Here is a 22,513-nt window from a genome sequence, read left to right as displayed (position 1 = left end):
TGCGCGGAGATTCAGGGAAGTCTTCGCACCGGCTAGCGCCTTGCACTCATCTCGGCCAAAAACGCTTCTGCCGTCAAAATCGGGCAAGCGAATTTGTCTCCCAGCACCAGCAGGTCCTTGTCTCCAGTCACCAAAGCATTCGCTTTGCCGGCTAGAGCGAGTTGCAGAAAGGGGACATCTGCGGGGTCACGACATTCCGGTGTCACCGGCGGCTGGACGGGCAACGCCACTGTCGCGCAGTAGGGCAGATAATCCGCCAATAACTCTTCTTGCTCGGCCGCAGCAAGCTTGAATTCGGCGTAGCCCAAAGCGCGAATCAGCTCAGCAGCCGTTGTTCGGGAAACCAGCGGGGTAAAGACACCACTGCGCCAGAAAAGCCGTAATGGAGCGAGGCGTCCGCTCTGAAACACCAAAGCGGACAGCACCAGATTGGTATCCAATACCACGCGGCTAAGCGCCTGACTCACTCGGTTGCCGCGCCTTTGGTTGATCTGGCCCACGCGACAGCATCATCGATATCCCGCTCGTCCAGGGCTAATTCTGCCAACTTGGCGCGCACAGCATCGGCCCGCTGGATACGCACTGGCGTCAGCACAATCTGCCCGTTACGCACTTCCACATCGAAATAGTCCCCGGCCCCCACCGCTGCAGTCACTCTCTTGGGCAAGGTCAGCTGGTTTTTTGATGTCATTTTTGCAAGCATGGCGCGCAATTTCAGGATAGTAAGGAATCCTTACTTTAGTAAGTTTGGGGGTGGCGGTCAAGCAAAAACTCAACTGGCAACCCGAAATCACAGCCCGCGAAATGTGCGCGGAGATGGTGGCAGAGGATCTGAAGACCGCGCAGCGGCATGCTTTGTTGAAGGCGCATGGGCTGGATTTGCCGGTTTCGTTGGAGAATGGGTGAGGGTGAGATTTTGCGCTTGATTTAAAGCACGATAAATCGTACGATTAAAGCTCTTGTTGATCGGATTTGGTACGAATGTGCGGCAATTAAGCGCTAACGACTTGAAAGTTCAGGGTGTGTCAGGCATCAAGCGGGCTTTGGCAGAGCATAGTGAGCTAGTTGTCTCAGTGCGCGGCAAACCGCAGTACGTAGTAATGAAACTGGACCAGTTTCAGCATCTGCGCGAATGTGAACTGGAGGTTGCGCTGGCCGAATCAAGAGCTGATGTGGCGGCGGGGCGAGTGATCCGGGAGTCGCCCGAGGCGCATGTGGATCGGTTGATGGGCGACCGGTGAGTTACAGTCTTGTCTTTCCGGACAGCTATAACCGACGCGCGAGAAAGTGGCTGAAAAAGCATCCGGAACTTAAGACTCAGTACCTCAGGACACTGCAACTGCTGGAACTCAACCCGTCCCACCCTTCGCTTCGGCTGCATCGGCTCAAGGGTCGTTTGGAGGGGCTGCACTCGGTCTCGATCAATCTCAGCCATCGGATTACGTTAGAACTGCTGGTCTCTCAGTCGGAAATCGTTCTTGTCAATGTGGGCAGTCACGATGAGGTGTATGGCTGACTATCACTGCAATTTTGTCGCCTTGCAGCAGCCCGCGCCGGGGCGAGACCTTCGTTACCCGTAGATTACCCGCGGCCTGGCCAATATCGCCCAGGGGCTGGAATCCTGCCTGTACATGGGCAATATCGACGCCCTGCGCGACTGGGGCCATGCCAGGGACTTTGTACGCATGCAGTGGATGATGCTGCAGCAGGACGTGCCGGAAGATTTCGTCATCGCCACCGGAAAGCAGTACTCGGTGCGCGAGTTCATCCGCTGGTCGGCTGAGGAGGCCGGGATTACTCTGCGCTTCGAAGGCGAGGGCGTGGAGGAGGTGGGCATTGTCGATTCCGTCTCCGGCGACCTGGCCCCCGCCGTCCAGCCCGGCCAGACCCTTGTGCGCATCGACCCCCGCTACTTCCGCCCCGCCGAAGTCGAAACCCTGCTCGGCGACCCGACCAAGGCCAGGGAAAAACCTGGCTGGTAACCCGAAATCACCGCCCGCGAGATGTGTATGGGACGAGGTTGACACACAGGGAGCGCGGCAATGGGGAAATAAAATACTGGAAACTTTCAGAAAATGAAAGTATCCTGCATCCATGCAGACTTTGACAGAAGCGCTGGTCAAATCCGGGGTGGCCAATCGGGTCTTGCGCGACGAGCACTTGGCTGACTGGTTGGAGGGCTCGGCGCAGCGACGATATAACCTCGTCAACCGGGCGATGGCTGCCGGCGAAATGGTGCGACTGGCGCGTGGGATTTATGTGTTGGATCCGAAGATTGCCGGGTCGGCGCCGCATGCTTTTGTGGTCGCTCAGCATCTGCGGCCAGGATCTTTTGTTTCTTTCGAGGCCGCGCTGACGTGGCATGGTTGCATCCCGGAAGCGGTCCGTTTGATTACATCGGTTGTCCCCGGGCGCCGCAAGGCACAATTCTCGGTGCCGCTGTATGGGGATTTTCGGTTTGTGCCCCTTGCGCTGCGCACTGGGTGCAATCTGGTCGCCGTTAGGCGGGTGCAATTTACCGGTGGCATTGCGCTGGTGGCTGACCCGCTGCGTGCATTGCTGGACCTGATGTGCTGGCGCAAAATTCCGTCGGAATCGGCGGTAGATTTTCTCGAAGGGCTGCGGCTGGAGTTCGGGTGTTTCGATGAGCTCGGGGCAGACGATTTGGCGCGCATGCGCGGTGTCTATCAGCATCGCAGGATGGAACAGGTGGTCGATCAGTTCTGGCAATGGTACCGGCGCCGATGATTGAGCTTCTGCAAGATCGACTGGCGCGATACAAGCTGGCGGATGGGGTCGAGCAAGACCAGGCCCTGAAGGAGATTCTGCAGGAGCTGACCCTGTATGCCTTATGGCGCGAGGGCTTCTTCGAGCAGGCCGCCTTTCAAGGCGGGACTTGTCTGCGTGTCCTGTACGGGTTGCCACGTTTTTCCGAGGATCTGGATTTCGTTCTCAAAGCCCCGGCGCCCGATTTTCGCTGGTCGGCAATATTGGTTGGAGTCACCAATGTACTCGCAGAGTTTGGTGTGGGTGCCGAGTTGGTGGACCGGAGCCGCGCTGACCGCGCAGTGCAGATGGCGATGATCAAAGACGATTCATTGGGTGGTCAGCTGGAGTTGCAGTTCATGGACGCAGCGCCACGGCGGAAGCTGCGTGTCAAGTTGGAGGTGGATACCAATCCGCCGCCTGGCTCGGGCTGGGAGCAACGCTTTCATGATTTCCCGGCAGATTTTTCGATCACGACGCAGGACTTGTCCAGCAACTTTGCTCTGAAACTCCATGCTGTCTTGTGCCGACCCTACATCAAGGGCCGTGACTGGTTCGATTTTCTCTGGTACGTCCGGCGCTCGATAAAGCCGAATCTTGTGCTTCTGCACAACGCGCTGAAGCAAGCCGGTCCATATGCTGCTGAGCATCTGGATGTGAACGCAAGTTGGCTTCAGCAAGCTCTGATTGGGAAGATCAACACGCTGGATTGGGCTCAAGTCCTTCGTGATGTCGAGCCTTTTCTGGGTCCTGTAGAGAGACGAAGTCTGTCAGTTTGGGGTGTTCCACTCTTCACCGAGCGTGCCAAGCAGTTGTGCGAACTTTTGCAGTAACGACTGCAGAGCAAGGCGCCTGGCAACCCGAAATCGCCGCGCGCGAGATCTGTGCCGAGATGGTGGCGTAGGATCTGAAGACCGTGCAGCGGCATGCTTTGTTGAAGGCGCATGGGCTGGATTTGCCGGTTTCTTTGGAGAATGGGTGAGGCTTCGGTTACCAACTTGACAAGGAAATATGCCTTGCTAAAGTAATGAAATGGCGAAGGTTACCAGCAAGCTGCAAGTCACCCTGCCCAAACGGCTGGCCGATGATCACGGCATCGTGCCTGGCGACGATCTGCGTTTCGAGTCCGTAGCCGGGGTAATTCGCATGGTGCCGGCGCGTGCTTCGTTGCGGGAGTTAAGCGTCGATGAACGCTTGCGTTTGTTTGACGAGGCCTCACGACGGATTGGCCTGCGACCGCAGCCCGAATCTCGGGGTTCGCCTGAAACCGAAGGACGCGGATGGGTCCGCGAAGACTTGTATGTCCGCGGCTCGACTGATTGATACCAATCTTCTGGTCTACCGCTTTGACCCGCGTGATCCAGTCAAGCAGCAGATCGCCACGGATGTTCTGCGCGCCGGGCTGGCCGATGGCAGCGCGGCGCTGTCGCATCAATCGGTGCTGGAGTTCGTGGCCGCGGTCTCGCGGCCCAATCGCGATCTGTCCGGCGAACCCATATTGGCCCGTGCCGACGCGCTGCTTGAGGCGGAGTCCCTGGCGCGGCAGTTTCCGGTGCTGTATCCGGATGAAGAAGTGCTTAGCACGGCGCTGCGTGGCTGCGCGACTTATCAGCTCTCCTGGTTTGATGCGCACCTTTGGGCCTACGCAGAACGCTTTGGCTTGCCCGAAATCCTCTCGGAAGACTTCGAACATGGCCGACATTACGGCAAGGTTCGGGTCGTCAATCCCTTTCTGGGCGCGCCGGGCAGCGTTCAGGAATTGCCGGTTTTGTATCGCTGATGAATAATACGTCAAAAATCTACATCGCCGGCCATCGCGGGATGGTCGGCAGCGCCATTCTGCGCCGTGTGGAAGCCCGGCGTGCTGCGGGTCAGTCACTGGAACTGATCACCCGCACCCACGCTGAACTGGATCTGACCGACCAGGCTGCAGTGCGCGCCTTCATGCAGGATGTGCGCCCGGACGTGGTCATTCTGGCCGCGGCCCGGGTGGGTGGTATTCATGCCAACAACACCTATCCGGCGGACTTCATCTATGACAATCTGATGATTGAGGCCAATGTCATTCACCAGGCGTTTCAGGCTGGGGTCAAGCGGTTGCTGAACCTGGGTTCCTCGTGCATCTACCCGCGCGCCGTGGCCCAGCCCATGGCCGAAGACGCCCTGCTGACCGGCGTGCTGGAGCCCACCAACGAGCCCTAAGCCATCGCCAAGATCGCCGGCATCAAGCTGTGCGAAAGCTACAACCTCCAGCACGGCACCGACTACCGCTCGGTAATGCCGACTAACCTGTATGGCCCCGGCGACAATTTTCATCCTGAAAACAGCCACGTCCTCCCGGCTTTGATCCGCCGCTTCCACGAAGCCGCGCGCGATGGGCTGGAAGAGGTCGTCATCTGGGGCACAGGCACCCCGAAGCGCGAGTTCCTGCACGTCGACGATATGGCCGAAGCCGCCCTGTTCGTCTTGGACCTGCCGCCGAACACCTACCAGGACCACACCCAGCCCATGTTGTCGCACATCAACGTCGGCAGCGGGGAGGACATTGCCATCCGGGAACTGGCGGGCCTGGTGGCTGAAATCACCGGCTTTAAGGGCCGGATCGAAACCGACTCCAGCAAGCCTGACGGTACGCCCAGAAAATTGATGGACGTCAGCCGCCTGGACGGCATGGGCTGGAAGGCGAAGATTGGCTTGCGCGAGGGCATCGAGGATGCCTATCGCTGGTTTGTGGAGAACTACGAGCAGGTGGGACCTGACATAGTTGCGGAATGTAGTCAATAAACTACGTCCTGTGCTATGCTGCAAATCAAGCAAACAGCAGGCTTCCGAAAATGGGAACGGCAGTTGCGGGATCAGCGCGCCAAGGCTCTGATCGCGGCCCGAATTTTTCGATTGGCCAATGGCTTGCCGGGGGATGTACGGCCCGTAGGCCAGGGTGTCAATGAACTGCGGATTCACTATGGACCGGGCTATCGAGTCTATTTCAAAAAGACAGACACGGAAGTGGTGATATTGCTGTGTGGGGGCAATAAAAGCACGCAGCAGCGCGATATTGAGCGCGCGCAGCGAATTGCAACGGATTTGTGAGTGCTATGAGCGAAGAAATTGTTGACTATGATCCAGCTGAGTCTCTTGAGACCGAAGAGGCAATCGCTGTCTTTCTGGCGGATGCACTGGAAACGGGTGATGCGGCCTATGTGGCGAAGGCCCTTGGCGTGGTCGCGCGGGCCAAGGGCATGTCGGAGTTGGCACGAGAGACGGGCTTGTCACGTGAGCAGCTGTATCGGTCATTCAGTGAGCGCGGTAATCCAACGCTTAGGACCCTCCTGGCAGTCACCCGCGCACTGGGTGTTGATTTGACTGCGCGTCCGCATGATTCAATGGCAGTGGCTGAGAGTCATCGAGCAGGGTGAAGACGATCCTGCCAAACCCCGTATGAGCAAGATTCTTGTCACCGGCGGCGCCGGCTACATCGGCTCTCACGTGGTGCAGTACCTGCGCCGCTGCGGGCGTGAAGTGGTGGTGCTGGATGACTTGTCCGGCGGGTTCCGGGATGCGGTGCCGGCGGGTTGCCTGGTTGAGGGCAACATCGGTGATCGTGCCGCGCTGGACCAGGTGTTTGCCGAACACGGCATTGCTGCGGTAATGAATTTCGCCTCGTTTATCGAGGTGGGCGCTTCAGTCAAGGATCCTTCGGCGTATTACCGCAATAACATCGGTAACACCCTGGAGTTGCTCGATGCCATGGCCCGGCATGGCGTTGGGCACCTGATTTTTTCCTCGACCGCGGCGATTTTCGGCAACCCGGAATACACGCCCATCGACGAGGCTCACCCCAAGGCGCCGATCAACCCCTATGGCCGCACCAAGTGGCTGATCGAGCAGTTGCTGCCGGACTACGAGCAGGCCTATGGCTTGAAGAGCGTGTGCCTGCGCTACTTCAACGCTGCCGGGGCTGACCCTGACGGCCAGCTGGGCGAGCGCCATCAGCCGGAAACGCACCTGGTCCCATTAGTGCTGCAGGCCGCGTCAGGCCGGCGCGAAGCGATCAGCATTTTCGGCACGGATTATCCGACGCCCGACGGCACCTGCATTCGCGACTATATCCACGTCGAAGACCTGGCCCAGGCCCATCTGCGCGCGCTGGAGCACCTGGAATCCGGCGCTGACTCGGCGGCGTTCAACCTGGGCAACGGCAACGGATTCAGCATCCGCGAGGTGATCGAGGCAGCCCGAGCGGTGACCGGCCGGGATTTTAAAGTGGTCGAGTCCGAACGCCGCCCGGGCGACCCGCCAGTGCTGGTGGCCGACAGCGCCCTGGCACGATCCACGCTGGGCTGGACGCCGGAATTCGCTGATCTGGAAACCATCATCGCCCATGCCTGGGCCTGGGAGCAGGCGAAGGGAGTAAAGTGGTGAGAAAGTCAGGCTTTGGTTTGCACTGTTTTGAGAGTTGACTCGGCCACACTGAAAATCGCCCTCCACGATGTTGCCCCAGTCGACCAGCTGATTTGGTCGGTCTGGGGCTTTTGCATTCTGGAGGCCATGTCGGGTGGGGAGTTGGTGCTGGAGGGGGCAGCACCGGGCCTGACGGACGCCTTGGTGGCGATGAGCGAAGGTTGCGATGTTGCGGTTTCGCCTGGCGACGGGCTCGAGCTGGATCCGACGCGGCGCTTTGCGGTGGTGTCGTCGGCCGGGGTGGTGAGCTCGGCGCTGATGCGGCAGGCGCGTGAGGTCTGCGTTTTTTCCGCCGGGCCGTTGTCGGCTGTGGCCGCGGAGTGGTTCTGGGACGGAGGCTGGATGTCGGGTTTTCGGGCACGGGTGCGGGCGATGGCTTGTTCGGTGCTCGACGAAAAGTCGGGCGCTCCGGTGGATCGTGCTCTCCAGCGGCTGACGCCATGGCAGCCGGCGGTATCGCTGGTTTCGTCGGTGTTCAAGGCCGATCGGTTTCTCGACCATTTTCTGGACAACTGCGCGGGACTGACCGGGTATCGGGAGATGGAACACTGGCTGGTTCGGCCAGGTTCACCGGGCGATGAACACGGCGTGCTGCTGGCGCATGCGCGCAGCTGGCCGGGGGCGGTGTATCTGAACCTGGCGCAGGATCCGGGTTTGTACGCCACCTGGAACCTGGCCTGCTGCCTGGCCCGCGGGCGCTACCTGTCCAACGCCAACGTGGACGATCGGCGCCATCCGCAGCAGGTCCGGCGTCTGCGTTCAGCGCTGGATGAGCGGCCAGGTGTGGATCTGGCCAGTGCGGCCCTGCGGGTGACGGCCGTGGACAATCAGGACTGGGATGACTGGGCCGATGGTCGGGTGTTTTTCGCGGAGTACTCCGAGACGGAATATAGTGGGCCGGATTTGGTCCGTGAGGTTGGGGGGACACCTGCGTCCGTGCAATATCCCGCACTGCATGCCGCTGTGGCGACGGGGCTTGCATGGCTTGCGCGGTTTTTTCAACGAGGCGCAGTACGGCCCCTCGGCCGATTGGGAGTACTGGCTGCGCTGCGCCGATGGCGGTAGCCGTTACTACCATACGCCCGAGCCGCTGGGGCTGTACCTGAAGCGCGAGGATTCTTATTGGCATCAGGATCCGAGCGCGCGGCGTTTCGACCAGGTTATCCTGGCACGTTATGGGCCAATTGTAGCCTCGGGTGCTTTTGGGCAAGGGCTCCATGCGCTCCCGTGGCTGGATCTGTCCCGTTTTATCCAAACCGACAATTGGTTCGGTGTCATGTTGTGTCTGGTGCGCTTGAATGCGCTGCCCGACGATTCGGGGCTGGATGTTGCGGCCACTCGCAAGTTGGCCGCTGCGCATGCCCGGCGCTACTTCGGTTTGGCACAGTTCGAGCCGCTCGCACCTGAGTTATTGCATGCCGGGGTGTCGGTTGTGCTGGCCCGACTACAGTCGCGATTGCTGGACTGGTTGCATGCCTTTCTGGCGGGCGCGAAGCCTGATGATACAAATTCGGCCCGGGCAGCATCTGGGTGGCGCTCGTTGCTGGTGGACTGGCATTTGCTCGATGGCAGCGTTATGCCGCTGATCGGGCTTGCGTTGATGCAGCGTCGGCTGGGCCGGGATGCAAAGCTCGAACACAAGCTTTTGCATGGCATTCATGCGCAGGATCCGGAAGGCTTTTGGCGCGGACTGCAACAGGTGTATCGCTTTGCTGTGCCGCTGGAAGAGATAGTCCGGGCCGTGGGCGCCCTTAGGTTGCCGCACGCGGGGATCGAAAAGTCTACCCCAGCACGCTTGGTGTATTTCCCGGACTACACCAGGACCAACAGGTATCAGGATTTGCTGTACTGGGGCTGCCGGCGCCCCGGGATTCAGGTAGAGCCTGCAGCAGACCTGGCGGCGCTGGAAACCCTGGTGCCGCAGGCCGGTTGCGCCAATATCGTCCATCTGTATTGGCTCAATGCTGCCTTTAACGACCCGGGTTTATCGTTTGAGCAGGCCGCCGAACACTTCCTGCGCGTCGTTCGCGGCCTGAAAGACCGCGGGTTTGCCGTTTACTGGACGGTACATAACCGCCTGAACCATGACTGCACGCAGCCGCAGGCGGAAGCCCGATTGCGCGCCGAGCTGGCCGAGGTGGTCGATCGGGTCTATTTGCATCACCCGCTGCTTGCGTATCAGCTCGACTGGTTGCCTGACAAGGTGCGGCCCTGGCTATGTGAGCATGGGCCTTACGTCAACGCTTTTACCGGCGGCATCGACCGCACGCTGGCGCGGCAGCGTCTGGGGCTCGCTGCTGATGAGCGTGTGCTTCTTTGGTTCGGCCAGATTCGCCCATACAAGGGTCTGGAAGACTGGCTGCCGGTGATTCTGGAACGCCTGGCCGAATATGGAAAAGCTCGCCTGGTGGTGGCCGGACGGATTTCCTCGCCTGAGGTCCGCGATCTGCTGGAGCGCTATCCGGACCAGACGCTGTTCATCAACCGCTTCGTACCCAACTTTGAGCTACAACATCTGGCCTGTGCCGCGGATTTTGGCCTTTTGACCTACCGTGCCATCCTCACTTCCGGCGCCATGTTTCATCTCTACGGCATGGGCCTGCCGGTCATCGCGCCTGACAAGGGGTCCTTGCCGGCCTATGTCGTACCGGGGTGGAATGGGTTGTTGTATCGAGATCAGGCCGAACTGGCCAACGCATTGGAGCGGGTCTGCGCAACGACGAATTCCGAACTGGCAAGGTATCGCGCCGGTGCGGAGCGAACGGGCCGCGGCATGAAGTGGGGGCGAATCACGGCGTGATTCGAGGTCCCGGCTCTTCGCCTTGCTACGGCCGGGACGACGTTTAAGGTGGCGCTTTCCAGAGCGAAACTGTGCCATCCATGTTGGAGACCTGTCATCCCGGAATCGCCGCAGGCGATATCCGGGATCTACACATCAACAAACCGGTCGGTGACCAGCGCCATGCAGCATCCGCTGCAAATCAATTCGCCATCCCACGCATAAGGCAGCAGCAGATTCGCGCCCGCCGTGTAAACCTCCCCGCTTTCTCCCTCGCGTAGTTCGCCTTCCACGACGCTGAGGATCATCGGCTCGCGTGCTCTCGGTGGGCCAAAGCGTTCTCCTTCGACAAACTGCCGTTGCCGAATCCGGAACTGCGGGCATTCGGCCAGAACGCTTTCACTCTCTTCGCTGGACGCCGGCGTCACCGCCGGCTCGAAATCTTCGAAGTCGATGGACTTCAGGCTCTGAGTGACGTGCAACTGGCGTGGCTTGCCGTCCAGCCCTTTTCTGCCCCAGTCATACACCCGGTATGTGGTGTCCGAGTTCTGCTGGATTTCCAGGATCAGGTTGCCGGCATCAATCGCGTGCAGGCGGCCGCTTTCCAACAGGATCGACTCACCCGGCTTGACCGGGAAGCGGTGCAGCAGCGGCTCCAGGGCTTCGTCCTGGATCGCTTGCTCGAAATTCTCTCGTGTTACCCCACGCTTCAAGCCGACAATCAGGGCTGCATCCGGCGTGGTGTCGGCCAGGTACCAGCATTCGGTCTTCGGCTCGCCATCCAGTTCCGCGGCGATCTTGGCGGGTGGGTGGACCTGCAGGCTCAGTCGATCGCTGCAATCGAGCCACTTGACCAGGATGGGGAAGGGCTGCGCCGGATCGTACAGCGGGCCCATGATCTCAGCCGAGTGCTGCTGTAGCAGTTCGCGCAGGGTCTTGCCCGTGCGCGTGCAGACCGATTGGGCTTCCGGCCGGTCGACCATCTCCCAGGATTCCCCGACGGGATTAGCCCCGGGCAGCTCGCGACCAAACTTCCCCGCCAACCAGCGCCCGCCCCAGACGCGCTCCTGGTAGATGGGTTTGAATTGAATGGTGTTCATGGGTTTACTCCCCGTTCGCCCAAGTACTGCCTTTGCATCAATGCTGAATGATAATGCCTAAGCGCTAAACTATGGCTTTAACTGGCCGACCGCCCAGCGGCGGACTGGTGACGGCGCAGTTGGCCTGCAAAGAAAATTTCCGGTTGATGGTCGAGGCGCCGGAGCAAGCCCGCACAGGCCCCGGGTTAGGGCCGGGGCGACAGGTATCTTGACAACCACCCCGGTGCAATCCCTATGCTATTATGTGTGCCTGTGCGCACATAATTAATATGGATGAAAAACATCACTTTATCGGCCGACGAAACGGTGATTGAAAGGGCAAGAAGCGAAGCGGCCCGGCGCGGCAAGAGTCTGAATCAATTGATTCGGGATCACCTTGAAGAACTGGCCGGGCATCGCGAGCCGAGCAATGAGTTCGAGCGGTTACGCGAGTTGAGCAAGCTGTCGCGTGGTCATCGGGGGGCGTGGCGCTTTAACCGCGATGAAATTCATGGCCGGTCGTAGCTTTTTCGACAGCAACATTCTAGTCTACACCGATGACGCGCAGGCCTCGGCCAAGCAGGAGAGCGCATTGGCCCTCTGGCAGGCCCAGCGCAGTGAGGGCTTGGCGGTCGTTTCAATTCAGGTGCTGCAAGAATATTTCTGGTCGGTTACCCGCAAGCTCGGTGTCGACAGCAGCATTGCGACGGAAAAGCTGATGTTGTTCGCCAAGGCCGGCGTGATGAGCCCTTTAGCCGACGACGTGGTCTCTGCCGCGCGTCTGGCTGTCGAACACAAGCTGCCGTTTTGGGATGCGATGATCGTGCAGATGGCTCTGCGGGCTGATTGTGATGTCTTGTTTTCGGAGGATATGCAAGCCGGACGCCGGTTCGCTGGGCTGAAAATCGTCAATCCCTTTGTGTTGCCATGAAATCTGCCAATCGGTTTTAAAGGAAGTGATCTGGATATGCAAACCATGAACATTGCCATAGCCGGCACCGGCTATGTGGGCTTGTCCAACGCGATGCTGCTGGCGCAGCATCATCGGGTGGTCGCTGTCGATATCGTCGAAGAAAAGGTCGAGATGCTCAATCGCGGTATCTCGCCGATCATCGATGCCGAGATCAGCGATTTCCTGGCCAACCGGGAGCTGGATTTCCGCGCTACGCTGGATGGTGATGCGGCGTATGCGCAGGCGGATATTGTGGTGATTGCAACACCCACCAACTACGATCCGGACACCAACTATTTCGATACCTCTTCGGTCGAGGCAGTGGTCGAGCAGGTGCTTGCGGTCAATCCAAAGGCGCTGATGGTGATCAAGTCTACCGTGCCGGTGGGTTATACGGCAGGGTTGAAACAGCGGCTGGGGATCGACAACCTGATCTTTTCGCCGGAGTTTCTGCGCGAGGGGCGGGCCTTGTACGATAACCTGCATCCCTCGCGCATCGTGGTGGGCGAGCGCTCGGCGCGCGCGCAAGGCTTTGCCGATCTGCTGGTGCAGGGGGCGGTAAAAGACGATATCCCGCTGCTTTTGACCGACAGCACCGAGGCCGAGGCCATCAAGCTGTTTGCCAATACCTATCTTGCTATGCGGGTGGCGTTTTTCAACGAGCTCGACAGCTACGCCGAAAACCACGACCTTGATACTCGCCAGATCATCGACGGGGTGTGCCTGGACCCGCGCATCGGTAACCACTACAACAACCCGTCGTTCGGCTACGGCGGCTATTGCCTGCCCAAAGACACCCGCCAGCTGCTGGCCAACTACCGCGATGTGCCCAACAACATGATCCAGGCCATCGTCGATGCCAACACCACGCGCAAGGATTTCGTCGCCAACGCCATCCTCCGGCGCAAGCCGGCGGTGGTGGGGGTGTACCGGCTGATCATGAAGGCCGGCTCGGACAATTTCCGCGACTCGTCTATCCAGGGCATCATGAAGCGGATCAAGGCCAAGGGGGTCGACGTGATCGTATACGAGCCCGAACTCGACCAGCCCGATTTCTTCCGCTCCCCCGTACTCACCGATCTGGCCGAGTTCAAGGCTCGCGCCGATGTCATTGTCACCAACCGCCGCTCGCCGGAGCTGGCGGATGTTGCGGACAAGGTGTACACGCGGGATTTGTTTGGGGTGGACTAGAGGGCTCAACACTGTCATCCCGGAATTCGCGCAGCGAATCTCCGGGATCTCTCCCCCAAGCTACTCTTCTCCCTCCTCAAACCGATCGCCAAAAATCTCATCGCCGATGAATCGCCAGATCCCCCCGTCGCGCACGACGTACAGGTTGCCGTTCTCGTCCTCGCCGAAGCTTCGCAGATCCACGCCTTCGACCGAGAATTCAAGCGTCTCGAACTGGTCGGGGCCGGTCTGCCAGGCCAGCCAGATGCGTCCGGAGCAGTAGTCGCCGTAAACATAAGCACCCTGCAGGCTGTGGATCGGTCCGCGGTAGCGGTAGCCGCCGGTGACTGAACATTCCGGGTTATTCGAGGTGGTGTAGGACAGCACCGGGAAGCGGTGGTCGAACGCGCACCGTTCGGGCGGTGTCTGCGCCGGGTAGACGTAGGGTCCCTCGCAGCGCCGCCAGCCAAAATTTGCGCCAGCCGGTTCGGTCGCCGGCTGATAGCTGACTTCTTCCCAGCGGTTCTGGCCGACGTCTCCGATCCACAGATCGCCGGTCTGGCGGTCGAAACTCCAGCGCCACGGGTTGCGCAGGCCCAGGGCCCAGACTTCGGCGCAGGCTGGCTGGCCCAGGAACGGGTTGTCGTCCGGTACCGCGTACGGCGCCGAGCCATCGGGAGCGGCGGCGCACAGCGAGTTGCTGCCGGCGGGGGTGGTGTTGTCGATATCGATGCGCAGCATTTTCCCGAGCAGAGCCACGCTGGAGTCGTTTTTGCAGTCGCCCTCGGTGCTGATCTGCCCCGGGTCCAGGGTCTGGGCGCGGTCGCAGGGGTCGCCGCCGCTGCCGCCGTCGCCCATGCCAATGTACAGGTAGCCATCCGGCCCGAACTTGATCTGACCGCCGTTGTGGTTGCTGAAGTCCTGGCTTATCGTCATCAGCACCTGTTCGCTGGCCGGGTCGGCCTCGCCGGTATCCGGGTCGACTTGAAACTCGGCGATGACGGTGTCGCCGGTCGCGGCGCCCGAGGGGTGCTCGGTGCCCGCGGTGTAGTTGAGGAAAAAGCGCCCGTTGCTGCCGAAGTCCGGATGGAAAGCCAGACCCAGCAGGCCGCGTTCGCCGCCGCTGGACACCGGGCTGGGCACGGTCATGAAATCACTGACCGAGCCATCGCGCGCAAAGGTCTCGATCACCCCGTTCTGACGAACCACGAAAAGCCGCTCAGAGCCGTCACCGGCATTGACCAGCCCCAGCGCATTGGCAAAACTGTCTGCCGGGAAGACTTCACGCAAGGCCACATCCGCTGGCACCGCCGGCACAAAAGGCTCGCGGTGGGCGCCCTGGTTAATCCAGTCGCGGATCAGCCCCTGCTCTTGCATGCTGAGGCTGCCCATGCGGAAAAACGGCCCGCCGGGGTCGTCGCAGTTGACCGAATGGAACAGCACGCTGCGCTCCGGGGCAAACGGATCGACCAGCAGCTCGCCGGGATTGCGGGTCGAGGGCTGCTCGACCAGCGAATCCCAGGCAGCGCCGGGCAGCAGGTTCAGATCGCCGCTGCTGTCGGGCTGGTGGCAGGAGGTGCACTGCGCATGGAAGATCGGCTGGATATCGCTGCTAAAGTCCACGGCTGAGGTGACGGCGACCGCATCGAGCGAGGTGCATCCGCTCGGCTCGCCAGCAAAAGCCCCGACCGCTGCGAGCGTCAGGGTCGCGGTGAGCAGGCTGCCGATGGCGCGTTTCGGGTTCACCCCTCTGATCATACATCTTTCCCGATCCGCTATTTTCCAGCGCCGGGATATGCCTGAATAGCCTCTGGCAGTGGTATCGTTATCGATTGGCAAAAACAAGGGAGCTGATCGGCGCCATGTGCGGCATCGTGGGTTACATAGGCCAGCAGGAGGCCACCGCCATCCTTTTGGAGGGCCTGCGCGAGCTCGAGTACCGCGGCTACGACTCGGCCGGCATCGCGCTGCTGGAAGGCTCTGGCCTGCGGCGGTTTCGGGCGGTGGGCAAGCTGGACCATCTGGTCGACCGGGTCGGTGATTACACCACCTCCGGCGCCGTGGCCGGCATCGGCCACACCCGCTGGGCCACCCACGGCAAGCCGACCGAGGCCAACGCCCATCCGCACGGTTTGACCCACAGCCAGGTCGTCCACAACGGCATTATCGAAAACCACCTGACCCTGCGCGATCAGGTGCCGGGCGATTTTTTGAGCCAGACCGATACGGAAGTCATCGTCCACCTGTTCGAGGCGTTTCTGGCCCAGCAGGCGCCGGGCGAGGAGGCCGCGCTCAAGGCTTTTCGCGCCACGCTCAACGCGCTGCACGGCGCGTACGCCATTTTGCTGGTCACCGAGACCCGCCCCGGCGAGATCTTTTTCGCCCGCCAGGGCTCGCCGCTGCAGCTTTCCATGACCGACTCAGGCTGCCATTTCGCCTCTTCCGATGCCGCCATGGTGGGCCGGTGCGAGCAGGCGGTGTACCTGGAAGACGGGCAGTGGGGCGTGGCCGGCGTCGATGCGCTTCAGCTATTTGACGACAGTGGCCAGGCCGTCGATCCGCAGCCTAAGCCGCTGCCGGCCACCAGCGCGGCGGCGCAGAAAGAAGGCTTTCGCTACTTTATGGAAAAGGAGACCTACGAGCAGTCGGCCGTGGTCTCCGACATCCTCACCGGGCGCATCGGCAAGGGCGGAATCCGGCTTGACGAGCTGCCCGCCGACTGGCTCAAGCGCTTCTCCTCGATCACCCTGTGTGCTTGCGGCACCAGCTATCACGCAGCCCTCACCGGCGCCTACCTGCTCGAGCGCCTGGCCAAGGTGCCGACCCGGGTCGAGATCGCCAGCGAGTTTCGCTATCGCGAGCCCATCCTGGACCCCACGGGCCTGTTCGCCGTCATTTCCCAGTCCGGCGAGACCGCCGATACGCTCGAGGCGCTCAAGCTGGCCTCGGCCCAGGGCCTGGAGACGCTGGCGTTGTGCAACGTCGACAACAGCTCCATCGTCCGGGCGGCCTCGCACACCGTGCTGCTCAGGGCCGGCATCGAGAAGGGCGTGGCCTCGACCAAGGCCTTTACCGCCCAGGTGATGGCGTTGTGGCTGCTGGCGATCTACTGGGGGCAGGCCAGGTCGGAGTTGAGTGAGGAGACGCTGGCGCGCGAGCTCGACGCCCTGCGCCGGGTGCGCGTGGCGGTCAAGGTTCAGCCGCGCGTTCACGACCGCCTGCACCGGCTGTCCAAGCGCTACCTGCACGGCCACGGATTTTTCTTCATCGGCCGCGATATCTTCTACCCGCTGGCCCTGGAAGGCGCCCTAAAGCTTAAGGAAATCAGCTATCTGCACGCCGAAGGCTACCCGGCCGGCGAGATGAAGCACGGCCCGATCGCGCTCGCCGACGCCGAGCTGTTCACCGTCGCCCTGATGCCGCGCAGCTGCCTGCACGAAAAGATCAAGAGCAACGTCGAAGAGCTCTCGGCGCGCGATGCCACCATCGTCGCCATCACCACCGAGTACTTCGAGCTGGCCGACGACATCATCCAGATTCGGGCCTACGACCACCCCATGCTCGAGTTTTTCGAGATGATGGTCGTCCTTCAGCTGCTGGCGCTGGAGATCGCCGTCCGGCTCGGCAACGACGTCGACATGCCGCGCAACCTGGCCAAGAGCGTGACGGTGGAATAATTTCATGTGGAAACTGAAAAAACCCGGCTTCCAGCTGTTCCGGAAAGTCAAAGCTCCGGCACCCTGGATGCCGGATTCGGCAGTCGAATTTCTGCATAATGCCCTCAATAATGCAGAAACTTACCTGGAGTATGGGTCGGGTGGATCGACACTGCTAGCCGCGTATTGCGGTTGTGCTCATGTTTATTCCGTCGAATCAGACCGGGCGTTTCTGGACAAAACGGCTGAACAGGCCAGAAGTTACAACAAAAAGACCCAGATTGTTTCGGTCTACGTTGATATCGGACCCACGAAGAAACTTGGCTATCCCGTTGATTCTTCCAAAAAGCTTCAATGGCCTGGGTACGCAACCCAGGTCTGGTCTTATGTAGAGAGTGTGCGCCACTCACCCAGCCTGATTCTCATTGACGGCCGCTTTCGAGTCTCGTGTCTGGCGTATTCAATGTTGAAGGCAAACCCTGGCACCACATTATTGTTCGATGACTATGCGAAAAGGCCTCGCTATCACGTCATTGAGCAACTGATTCGTCCAAAGGCTATTCATGGCGGCATGGCGGAATTTGTTCGGCCACCATCAGTGGACGCGGATCAATGCATGGCAGTATTTGATGAATTCAAATACAAGCCCGGGATGTAAAACGTTGTTTTAACTTATTCGTTTCATCACTCTTATCGCTCTTTTGAACAGCACAGTAGATGAATACCGAACAAAATGTAATGAACGCATCAGTCGACTACGTTCCAGTACAGGCGGCAGTACGCCAAATTCATCGCGAATGATTTTTCCCATGAATTTTCGAGAGAGCTGTTCTCGATGGCGCATCAATGACCTAATGCGACCCCCTGTCTTGAGCCCGCGAAGGCTCTCGGAGTGATTGATTGTATAGGCAATGCACGGCCAATCGACCGCACCGACCGAGAAGCCCAGTTTTTCCGCTCGTTCACCCTGCCGAGCATGATGACCACAGGCAATCTGGCTGTAGCTTGCTTTTCTATCGGCGTGGCTTTCTGGCAGATCTTCACAGCCAAATTGTCCTACAAAGCAAGACCCGCATCCTTTGAAGAAGTTCTGACTAATGATTTCACCCCGTCCTGATAGAAAATCCACCCGATATCCCGCGTTGATCAGGAGGCCTTTTATGCCGGAACGTGTCAGGCGCTTGCATGTACGAACGAACTCGTAATGAACCCAATCGTCTGCATCAAGCCCAAAAATCATGACATTGCAATAGTCATTTTGCTTCAGCCATGAGGCAATATGCCTGCGCTTTCGGTACTTGTCGGTAGAACCTTGCGCTATTGATTCGACCGGTAATTGGGGTGTCTGCAACGCATGAATTCGCGGGTCGTTGAGCTCCGGAACATCCGGGGTTTCATGGCCGCAAATGACGGCCATCCAGTCTGGGTCGGTTTGATTCTGCAAACTCTGCAGGGTCAGCGAGAGATTCAGGACGACCTTGTTCCAGTCGTTTGCCCGCGCACGCGGGATCAGCGGGATGGAGAAAACGAACGAAAGCTGATCATGTCGATCAGATGGCGACATTTGCATTACAATCTGTTTATCATGATTCTCGCCCACAAGAAAAATCAGTTGACCGCATTTACACTGGTCTTTGTGGCATTGTCAGGTGTTTTTCTTGGCGTGCTTCTGGGGTTGCTGTGGCCGGGTGTGGGTAATGCGTTGAATTTCTTACCCGGCCGTGCCCCGGAAAGCCTGGCATTCTCCTTTGTTGCTCTGATGGTAATGCTGGCTTTCCAGCTCCAGGCGCGTCCTGGATTGACTGTGGCTGCGATCGTCCTTTTTGTGACTCTGATTTTTGAAGGAGTCCAGGTCTGGACGCCATTTCGGGAAGCGAGCCTGACTGATTGGTTGACCAATTTATTGGCCGGATTCGGGGGCATCATTATTGGTCTCTGGCTGGGTCGGCTGGAGAGCTTGTTGCAGTCCCAGAGTCAGCCCTGAGACGTAATCGACTGTCTTGCAGAATGCGCAAGGTTTGGAGAGTGACAGGCGTGCAAGCCATAGCTCCGCCAGCCTCTGCAGTTTGATTGTCACGAGTTTGCTCGATTGAGGGCCAGCTTGATAAGCCGTATGTGCGTCGGCCCACAAGATCAAGCAGCAGGGCCGCCGACCTTTGACGTGCGTTTCCACCGATCTGTGACCCACCGGTCTGTCGCCAGGCTTGTGCGTCCCTTAGCGTATCTCTCAAGCCGATCAGATCGCCGAGATAGTAGTGTATTGCTATTTTCTCCATCAAGCTGCCTGCTAGATCATCGCCCTCCAGAGGATAGGCGGCTTGCAAAGCAGTCGCCCGTGCTGGCAGCCATTCAGCAAGGCCCTGATCAATCTCATGAAATGCTGGGTCAGATGCCTTCATTAAGCGGAGACAATCGAGCATGAAAACCAGCTCCGGAAAAAATTTGTCACGCGAACGCCTCGAACGCGGCACGCGAAACCGGCGTTTATCGCAGTTGCTTATTTCAGTCAGTCTGCCGACCAGCTCAGCCAGCGTGCGCCTGACCTTCTGCTCCCGCCCGTTGGCGTTGGTCGCCTCCTTATCTGCCTTCTCACGATCGTAGGTGCACGCCAGTGTCAGCGTGAAACAGGCCTGCATTGCGCTTCTCATCGCAATGTTTTGACGACTTCCATCCCAAAGCGCGAAGGCCGATCCGGCATATCGCAGCGCCTGGTTGACCACCTCCGGTGCATGGGGCGGCGTGTTGTTAGTGCCTAGAAGGGGTTGTGCGTTATTGAGCTTTCTTGAAATAAGTTCTTGATCAAGCCGGTCGACCAGTCCCATGCAGGCTTGTGCCCGAATAAGGGCCCGGTTCGAATCAGGGGTAATGGAATCACTGCTCTTGCTCGCTTCCAGATCCCGGCGGCCGGACGATAGCCTCGCAACCCATCCCGTTTGTGACCATGCGCCCGCATCCGGAGAAAAAGGCGGGCATGGGTGATCCCATGGTTCTATCCCCCAGTCATCCCAGGGCCCGGGCACGCCAAGCCGCCAGAATAACTCCACCTTGGGTCGCCGGCCATAGATGAACTCCTCGTCGAAACATTCCTCGGCATCCCGTCGAAATATTATCTGTGGTTCGTCTGTTGCCAGGGGACGGAAGTCCGACTGCAACAACAAATTGTTGTCCGTGCAGCGAGCCATTGGCACAAGCCAGTAAGGCGTGTCCGGCTTTTCAAGCAGCGCAGAGCGGATTTCATGCCAAGCTTCATCGCTTAGGAAACAATTGCCGTCCCAAGGCAATATCCAGTCCGCGCGTGACCTGCCATGTTCGAGCGCAATGTTTCGGGCGCCGTTATTGTGGGTGAAATAGTTGATTTTCAGGCGGTTTAAGCGCGCGATGACGCGGGCTTTTTGCTCAGGTTTCAAGCGATAAAAGTCGCCGTTGGTTGGCAGGAAGCTTGGGGGAACCCCCTTTAAGTCCCAGCCAAAGGAGGCATATTCCTGGTGTTCGAAGGGAATGTGCAGGTAGCGACAGCCAGCGTTTTCCAGTAGCCTGATGATGGCAGCCTCTTCGTCCTTGTCGACGATGCGGTTGACTAAAAACCATTTTTCGCAATCAGGCCAATTCGATTCGTGCCGCAGGATGAATGGGAGGTTCGCGCGCGCCTGGCCTTTTCGGTGGCGCGGCACCAGATCATTTCCGATAATGCGATACAGCACGAAACGCGGTTGTGCGGGAAAGTCCGGTGGCCGTGGAATGCGTTTTCTTGCCGGAACTGCGCCCCTGTCGCTGGCGCGACGTAGCGGCACGTGGACGGTGCCAGAAAAACCGAGGCCGAAAAGCTTTCTTTTCAGCCAGACCGCACCCGGGATGGCCTTGACTGCTTGGCGGAATATCACTGATCGATGGCCTCGAGCACAAGTTCATTGGCGAGGATGCTTTCCATGATCGAGAAAGCCGACCGATAGTGTTCGCGCTTTACGGTGTCTTCAAGTTTTTGACAGTCCCTGACCAGCAAAAGATGCGCGGGCAAAAGTGAATCAGGATCGATTTTGCGCTTAAGACACACCCGTTCCAGCATTTCTTTCAGTAGCTCCCGGGTCAGGTTGGCGGGCAATGCGCTACCAAGTGGTAGCAATTGCCAGCGCGTCCACGTCATTATCAGCGGCTGATCATCATCATCCAGTACGACGTGGGAATTAGTCATGTCCGGGTTGTGCAAATGCAGTGGCACTTGGCTGACCACTGAGTGCAGGCGGGGCAAAGCATCAAGGAATGTATGGTATACGTGCTGCAGACTTGCACTTTCGAGCACGACCTCCAGGCGCTGCAGAAACTCCGGCAAAAGGCGCGCTTCCAGGCCTGGATGCGCAGTTCGATAAGCGGAAATCAGTTCACGCGATAAATCAAGGCACCAGAGCTCTTCGAGTACTTCTAGCGATTTTCGCTGCCAGCCTTTCACGTCAACGATTTTGCCGGTGCCGTATTCGCAGACCTGGCAAGCAAACGGTTCATCTTCATACCGACTCAGCACAAGGGGGGCGCGCACCGATTTTCGGGAAATCCGGGAAAAAAGAAACTCTTCGTGTTCAAGCAGATGCAATTGCCTAACGGGGAAGACCTGGTGCTGGAAATGCCTGACCTTGGTTTTTTTTACCGATTCTTCCATTTCCGCCTTGACGTGGAAGGTGTAAGCACCACGAATTTTCGGGTCCTGCCAACATGACTCCACGGAACGGACGGGAATTCCGGTAGCCTTCAGCCGTTTCAGGGTTGTCGCAGTACGCAGCCGAGGTGCAAACATCAGCCGTAATTCTCGAGTCGTCAGCTTTTCGCTCTCGCGAGTCCGTTCCTCGCGAAAAACGAGCGGGCTCACCTCGGCGCGCTTGGTCCACAACTTACGGATGTGCTGAATGATTCCGCCGACCGCACCGCTGGCTTGACGCAGCAACAGCAAAGTCAGGATCGCGAGCAATAAGTTACCGCCCACCCCGGTCAGGAAAGGAACAAGTAATACAAAAAAGCAGGCCAGGAAGTTCAAAGAGAATAGCAAGCCTAGATAATTTCGAACCTTGCTTTGAATCGCTTTTCGAATTGCTCCCGGTTTGAGTGGGTCGGTAAATGCCATCACGCCGGCGGTAAAAAGATATTCGAGCAAAAGCAGGCCGGTGAAAGTGACAAATATTGCCAGGTTGACAGCTGCAAGCAAGGTCAGCGCGAACGAGGCGATCACTACGTTGGCCGCAATCTCGCTAAACTGAGAAAAATATCCCCCGGCTTCCTCTCGCTGCTTGCTTGCAACGGCCAACTCATTGGCGCCCTGCAAAACCTCGTAGCTACCGGTTGCGGATAGTTTCTTCGCTACGGCCTCCATGACCATAACAAGCAAAAAGAAGATCACCGCGGCTGCGCTGAAGCCAATAATCCAAGGGACCTTGTCCGCATCGACCGGCATAAAAAAGCGAAAGTAGCGGGGAACCCCGTCTGAGCCTGCCAATAAAATGACTTTTAGAGGCAGAAAACCGGCCAGCAAGGAGAAGATGTTCTTCAGTGCAAAAGCGCTAATCAGCGCTGCTGTGGTCCATGGCCTGACCCTGAAAAAAGCAGCCAATACCCGCCACACCCAGGATAGGGCCAGCTTGGTCTCATGGACAAGGTTGAACATGGT

Annotated in this window: 25 protein-coding genes and 2 pseudogenes; 20 read left to right on the top strand and 7 right to left on the bottom strand. The window is 59.0% G+C overall.

What is annotated here, in order from left to right:
* Positions 1 to 32: 32 nt before the first annotated feature.
* Positions 33 to 500, bottom strand: a complete 468-nt coding sequence (locus G3I74_RS06195) for a putative toxin-antitoxin system toxin component, PIN family (RefSeq protein ID WP_338063069.1) — start codon at positions 498 to 500, stop codon at positions 33 to 35.
* Positions 464 to 703, bottom strand: a complete 240-nt coding sequence (locus tag G3I74_RS06190; RefSeq protein WP_164210885.1) for an AbrB/MazE/SpoVT family DNA-binding domain-containing protein — start codon at positions 701 to 703, stop codon at positions 464 to 466. Before G3I74_RS06190 ends, G3I74_RS06195 begins: the two co-directional genes overlap by 37 nt.
* A gap of 50 nt (positions 704 to 753) precedes the next feature.
* Between G3I74_RS06190 and G3I74_RS06185 the strand changes: the two genes are divergently transcribed.
* The 14 genes and pseudogenes from G3I74_RS06185 (at position 754) to G3I74_RS06120 (ending at position 10,027) form a co-directional block, all read left to right on the top strand.
* Positions 754 to 906: a hypothetical protein gene (locus G3I74_RS06185; RefSeq protein WP_203594587.1), complete on the top strand. Its 153-nt coding sequence runs from the start codon at positions 754 to 756 to the stop codon at positions 904 to 906.
* A gap of 194 nt (positions 907 to 1,100) precedes the next feature.
* Entirely contained in the window at positions 1,101 to 1,241 is a 141-nt protein-coding gene (locus tag G3I74_RS15690) for a hypothetical protein (protein ID WP_203594586.1), read from the top strand.
* Positions 1,238 to 1,516: a plasmid stabilization protein gene (locus tag G3I74_RS06175; RefSeq protein ID WP_164210709.1), complete on the top strand. Its 279-nt coding sequence runs from the start codon at positions 1,238 to 1,240 to the stop codon at positions 1,514 to 1,516. Before G3I74_RS15690 ends, G3I74_RS06175 begins: the two co-directional genes overlap by 4 nt.
* An 11-nt stretch (positions 1,517 to 1,527) precedes the next feature.
* A pseudogene (locus G3I74_RS06170) lies at positions 1,528 to 1,979 on the top strand (GDP-mannose 4,6-dehydratase); the annotation flags it as partial.
* Between the two features lie 124 nt (positions 1,980 to 2,103).
* Positions 2,104 to 2,748: a type IV toxin-antitoxin system AbiEi family antitoxin domain-containing protein gene (locus G3I74_RS06165; protein ID WP_420823067.1), complete on the top strand. Its 645-nt coding sequence runs from the start codon at positions 2,104 to 2,106 to the stop codon at positions 2,746 to 2,748.
* Complete coding sequence (locus G3I74_RS06160; RefSeq protein WP_164210707.1) at positions 2,745 to 3,599, top strand: nucleotidyl transferase AbiEii/AbiGii toxin family protein; 855 nt, start codon at positions 2,745 to 2,747, stop codon at positions 3,597 to 3,599. The genes G3I74_RS06165 and G3I74_RS06160 overlap by 4 nt, the downstream gene beginning before the upstream one ends.
* Positions 3,600 to 3,798: 199 nt before the next feature.
* Positions 3,799 to 4,089: an AbrB/MazE/SpoVT family DNA-binding domain-containing protein gene (locus G3I74_RS06155; RefSeq protein ID WP_164210706.1), complete on the top strand. Its 291-nt coding sequence runs from the start codon at positions 3,799 to 3,801 to the stop codon at positions 4,087 to 4,089.
* A complete protein-coding gene (locus G3I74_RS06150; RefSeq protein ID WP_164210705.1) occupies positions 4,067 to 4,546 on the top strand; it encodes a PIN domain-containing protein in 480 nt (159 codons plus the stop codon). The genes G3I74_RS06155 and G3I74_RS06150 overlap by 23 nt, the downstream gene beginning before the upstream one ends.
* A pseudogene (gene fcl, locus G3I74_RS06145) lies at positions 4,546 to 5,550 on the top strand (GDP-L-fucose synthase). The gene G3I74_RS06150 and the pseudogene fcl overlap by 1 nt, the downstream one beginning before the upstream one ends.
* Before the next feature lie 15 nt (positions 5,551 to 5,565).
* Positions 5,566 to 5,856 (top strand): type II toxin-antitoxin system RelE/ParE family toxin, encoded by a 291-nt coding sequence (locus G3I74_RS06140; RefSeq protein ID WP_164210704.1) that lies wholly within the window; start codon positions 5,566 to 5,568, stop codon positions 5,854 to 5,856.
* Between the two features lie 5 nt (positions 5,857 to 5,861).
* Positions 5,862 to 6,182, top strand: a complete 321-nt coding sequence (locus G3I74_RS06135; protein ID WP_164210703.1) for an addiction module antidote protein — start codon at positions 5,862 to 5,864, stop codon at positions 6,180 to 6,182.
* 22 nt (positions 6,183 to 6,204) lie between these two features.
* Positions 6,205 to 7,188, top strand: a complete 984-nt coding sequence (gene galE / locus G3I74_RS06130; RefSeq protein WP_164210702.1) for a UDP-glucose 4-epimerase GalE — start codon at positions 6,205 to 6,207, stop codon at positions 7,186 to 7,188.
* Between the two features lie 189 nt (positions 7,189 to 7,377).
* On the top strand, positions 7,378 to 8,292 hold the full coding sequence (locus tag G3I74_RS06125; RefSeq protein ID WP_164210701.1) for a hypothetical protein: 915 nt from the start codon (positions 7,378 to 7,380) through the stop codon (positions 8,290 to 8,292).
* Positions 8,183 to 10,027, top strand: a complete 1,845-nt coding sequence (locus G3I74_RS06120) for a glycosyltransferase (protein WP_164210700.1) — start codon at positions 8,183 to 8,185, stop codon at positions 10,025 to 10,027. The genes G3I74_RS06125 and G3I74_RS06120 overlap by 110 nt, the downstream gene beginning before the upstream one ends.
* 128 nt (positions 10,028 to 10,155) lie before the next feature.
* Here the strand turns inward: G3I74_RS06120 and G3I74_RS06115 are convergent, their stop codons facing one another.
* Positions 10,156 to 11,106 (bottom strand): type I phosphomannose isomerase catalytic subunit, encoded by a 951-nt coding sequence (locus G3I74_RS06115; RefSeq protein WP_164210699.1) that lies wholly within the window; start codon positions 11,104 to 11,106, stop codon positions 10,156 to 10,158.
* 273 nt (positions 11,107 to 11,379) lie between these two features.
* Here G3I74_RS06115 and G3I74_RS06110 point away from each other — a divergent pair, with 273 nt between their 5' ends.
* From G3I74_RS06110 to G3I74_RS06100, 3 genes are read left to right on the top strand one after another with little or no spacing between them, the layout of a single operon-like run.
* Complete coding sequence (locus G3I74_RS06110; RefSeq protein WP_164210698.1) at positions 11,380 to 11,610, top strand: DUF6364 family protein; 231 nt, start codon at positions 11,380 to 11,382, stop codon at positions 11,608 to 11,610.
* On the top strand, positions 11,588 to 12,016 hold the full coding sequence (locus G3I74_RS06105; protein ID WP_239056662.1) for a PIN domain-containing protein: 429 nt from the start codon (positions 11,588 to 11,590) through the stop codon (positions 12,014 to 12,016). Before G3I74_RS06110 ends, G3I74_RS06105 begins: the two co-directional genes overlap by 23 nt.
* Positions 12,017 to 12,061: 45 nt before the next feature.
* Complete coding sequence (locus G3I74_RS06100) at positions 12,062 to 13,228, top strand: nucleotide sugar dehydrogenase (RefSeq protein WP_164210697.1); 1,167 nt, start codon at positions 12,062 to 12,064, stop codon at positions 13,226 to 13,228.
* A gap of 60 nt (positions 13,229 to 13,288) precedes the next feature.
* Here G3I74_RS06100 and G3I74_RS06095 read toward each other — a convergent pair whose 3' ends face one another.
* Entirely contained in the window at positions 13,289 to 14,953 is a 1,665-nt protein-coding gene (locus tag G3I74_RS06095; protein ID WP_164210696.1) for a PQQ-dependent sugar dehydrogenase, read from the bottom strand.
* Between the two features lie 86 nt (positions 14,954 to 15,039).
* Here G3I74_RS06095 and glmS point away from each other — a divergent pair, with 86 nt between their 5' ends.
* On the top strand, positions 15,040 to 16,884 hold the full coding sequence (glmS, locus tag G3I74_RS06090; protein WP_239056661.1) for a glutamine--fructose-6-phosphate transaminase (isomerizing): 1,845 nt from the start codon (positions 15,040 to 15,042) through the stop codon (positions 16,882 to 16,884).
* Positions 16,885 to 16,888: 4 nt separating this feature from the next.
* Positions 16,889 to 17,521, top strand: coding sequence for a hypothetical protein (locus G3I74_RS06085; protein WP_164210695.1), 633 nt, complete (start codon positions 16,889 to 16,891; stop codon positions 17,519 to 17,521).
* 9 nt (positions 17,522 to 17,530) lie between these two features.
* Here G3I74_RS06085 and G3I74_RS06080 read toward each other — a convergent pair whose 3' ends face one another.
* Positions 17,531 to 18,427, bottom strand: a complete 897-nt coding sequence (locus G3I74_RS06080; protein WP_164210694.1) for a glycosyltransferase — start codon at positions 18,425 to 18,427, stop codon at positions 17,531 to 17,533.
* Here G3I74_RS06080 and G3I74_RS06075 point away from each other — a divergent pair.
* Complete coding sequence (locus G3I74_RS06075) at positions 18,407 to 18,847, top strand: hypothetical protein (RefSeq protein ID WP_164210693.1); 441 nt, start codon at positions 18,407 to 18,409, stop codon at positions 18,845 to 18,847. The two genes, G3I74_RS06080 and G3I74_RS06075, sit on opposite strands and share 21 nt — an antisense overlap.
* On the opposite strand, the gene G3I74_RS06070 is transcribed toward G3I74_RS06075, so the two are convergent.
* The gene (locus tag G3I74_RS06070) at positions 18,789 to 20,744 is read right to left on the bottom strand and encodes a hypothetical protein (RefSeq protein WP_164210692.1); all 1,956 of its coding nucleotides are present in this window, start codon (positions 20,742 to 20,744) and stop codon (positions 18,789 to 18,791) included. The two genes, G3I74_RS06075 and G3I74_RS06070, sit on opposite strands and share 59 nt — an antisense overlap.
* The gene (locus G3I74_RS06065) at positions 20,741 to 22,510 is read right to left on the bottom strand and encodes a hypothetical protein (protein WP_164210691.1); all 1,770 of its coding nucleotides are present in this window, start codon (positions 22,508 to 22,510) and stop codon (positions 20,741 to 20,743) included. The genes G3I74_RS06070 and G3I74_RS06065 overlap by 4 nt, the downstream gene beginning before the upstream one ends.
* Between the last annotated feature and the right edge of the window lie 3 nt (positions 22,511 to 22,513).

Source organism: Wenzhouxiangella limi (genome assembly GCF_010499265.1).
GTDB lineage: Bacteria > Pseudomonadota > Gammaproteobacteria > Xanthomonadales > Wenzhouxiangellaceae > Wenzhouxiangella > Wenzhouxiangella limi.
This window is presented reverse-complemented; position numbering and strand designations above follow the sequence as displayed.

What these genes read in the sequence shown, in the direction of transcription:
- G3I74_RS06190 (WP_164210885.1), bottom strand. Translation starts at nt 703, where the DNA reads ATGCTTGCAAAAATGACATCAAAAAACCAGCTGACCTTGCCCAAGAGA.
- G3I74_RS15690 (WP_203594586.1), top strand. Translation starts at nt 1,101, where the DNA reads ATGAAACTGGACCAGTTTCAGCATCTGCGCGAATGTGAACTGGAGGTT.
- G3I74_RS06160 (WP_164210707.1), top strand. Translation starts at nt 2,745, where the DNA reads ATGATTGAGCTTCTGCAAGATCGACTGGCGCGATACAAGCTGGCGGAT.
- G3I74_RS06155 (WP_164210706.1), top strand. Translation starts at nt 3,799, where the DNA reads ATGGCGAAGGTTACCAGCAAGCTGCAAGTCACCCTGCCCAAACGGCTG.
- G3I74_RS06150 (WP_164210705.1), top strand. Translation starts at nt 4,067, where the DNA reads ATGTCCGCGGCTCGACTGATTGATACCAATCTTCTGGTCTACCGCTTT.
- G3I74_RS06140 (WP_164210704.1), top strand. Translation starts at nt 5,566, where the DNA reads ATGCTGCAAATCAAGCAAACAGCAGGCTTCCGAAAATGGGAACGGCAG.
- G3I74_RS06135 (WP_164210703.1), top strand. Translation starts at nt 5,862, where the DNA reads ATGAGCGAAGAAATTGTTGACTATGATCCAGCTGAGTCTCTTGAGACC.
- galE (WP_164210702.1), top strand. Translation starts at nt 6,205, where the DNA reads ATGAGCAAGATTCTTGTCACCGGCGGCGCCGGCTACATCGGCTCTCAC.
- G3I74_RS06125 (WP_164210701.1), top strand. Translation starts at nt 7,378, where the DNA reads ATGAGCGAAGGTTGCGATGTTGCGGTTTCGCCTGGCGACGGGCTCGAG.
- G3I74_RS06120 (WP_164210700.1), top strand. Translation starts at nt 8,183, where the DNA reads ATGCCGCTGTGGCGACGGGGCTTGCATGGCTTGCGCGGTTTTTTCAAC.
- G3I74_RS06115 (WP_164210699.1), bottom strand. Translation starts at nt 11,106, where the DNA reads ATGAACACCATTCAATTCAAACCCATCTACCAGGAGCGCGTCTGGGGC.
- G3I74_RS06110 (WP_164210698.1), top strand. Translation starts at nt 11,380, where the DNA reads ATGAAAAACATCACTTTATCGGCCGACGAAACGGTGATTGAAAGGGCA.
- G3I74_RS06105 (WP_239056662.1), top strand. Translation starts at nt 11,588, where the DNA reads ATGAAATTCATGGCCGGTCGTAGCTTTTTCGACAGCAACATTCTAGTC.
- G3I74_RS06100 (WP_164210697.1), top strand. Translation starts at nt 12,062, where the DNA reads ATGAACATTGCCATAGCCGGCACCGGCTATGTGGGCTTGTCCAACGCG.
- G3I74_RS06085 (WP_164210695.1), top strand. Translation starts at nt 16,889, where the DNA reads ATGTGGAAACTGAAAAAACCCGGCTTCCAGCTGTTCCGGAAAGTCAAA.
- G3I74_RS06075 (WP_164210693.1), top strand. Translation starts at nt 18,407, where the DNA reads ATGTCGATCAGATGGCGACATTTGCATTACAATCTGTTTATCATGATT.
- G3I74_RS06080 (WP_164210694.1), bottom strand. Translation starts at nt 18,427, where the DNA reads ATGTCGCCATCTGATCGACATGATCAGCTTTCGTTCGTTTTCTCCATC.
- G3I74_RS06065 (WP_164210691.1), bottom strand. Translation starts at nt 22,510, where the DNA reads ATGTTCAACCTTGTCCATGAGACCAAGCTGGCCCTATCCTGGGTGTGG.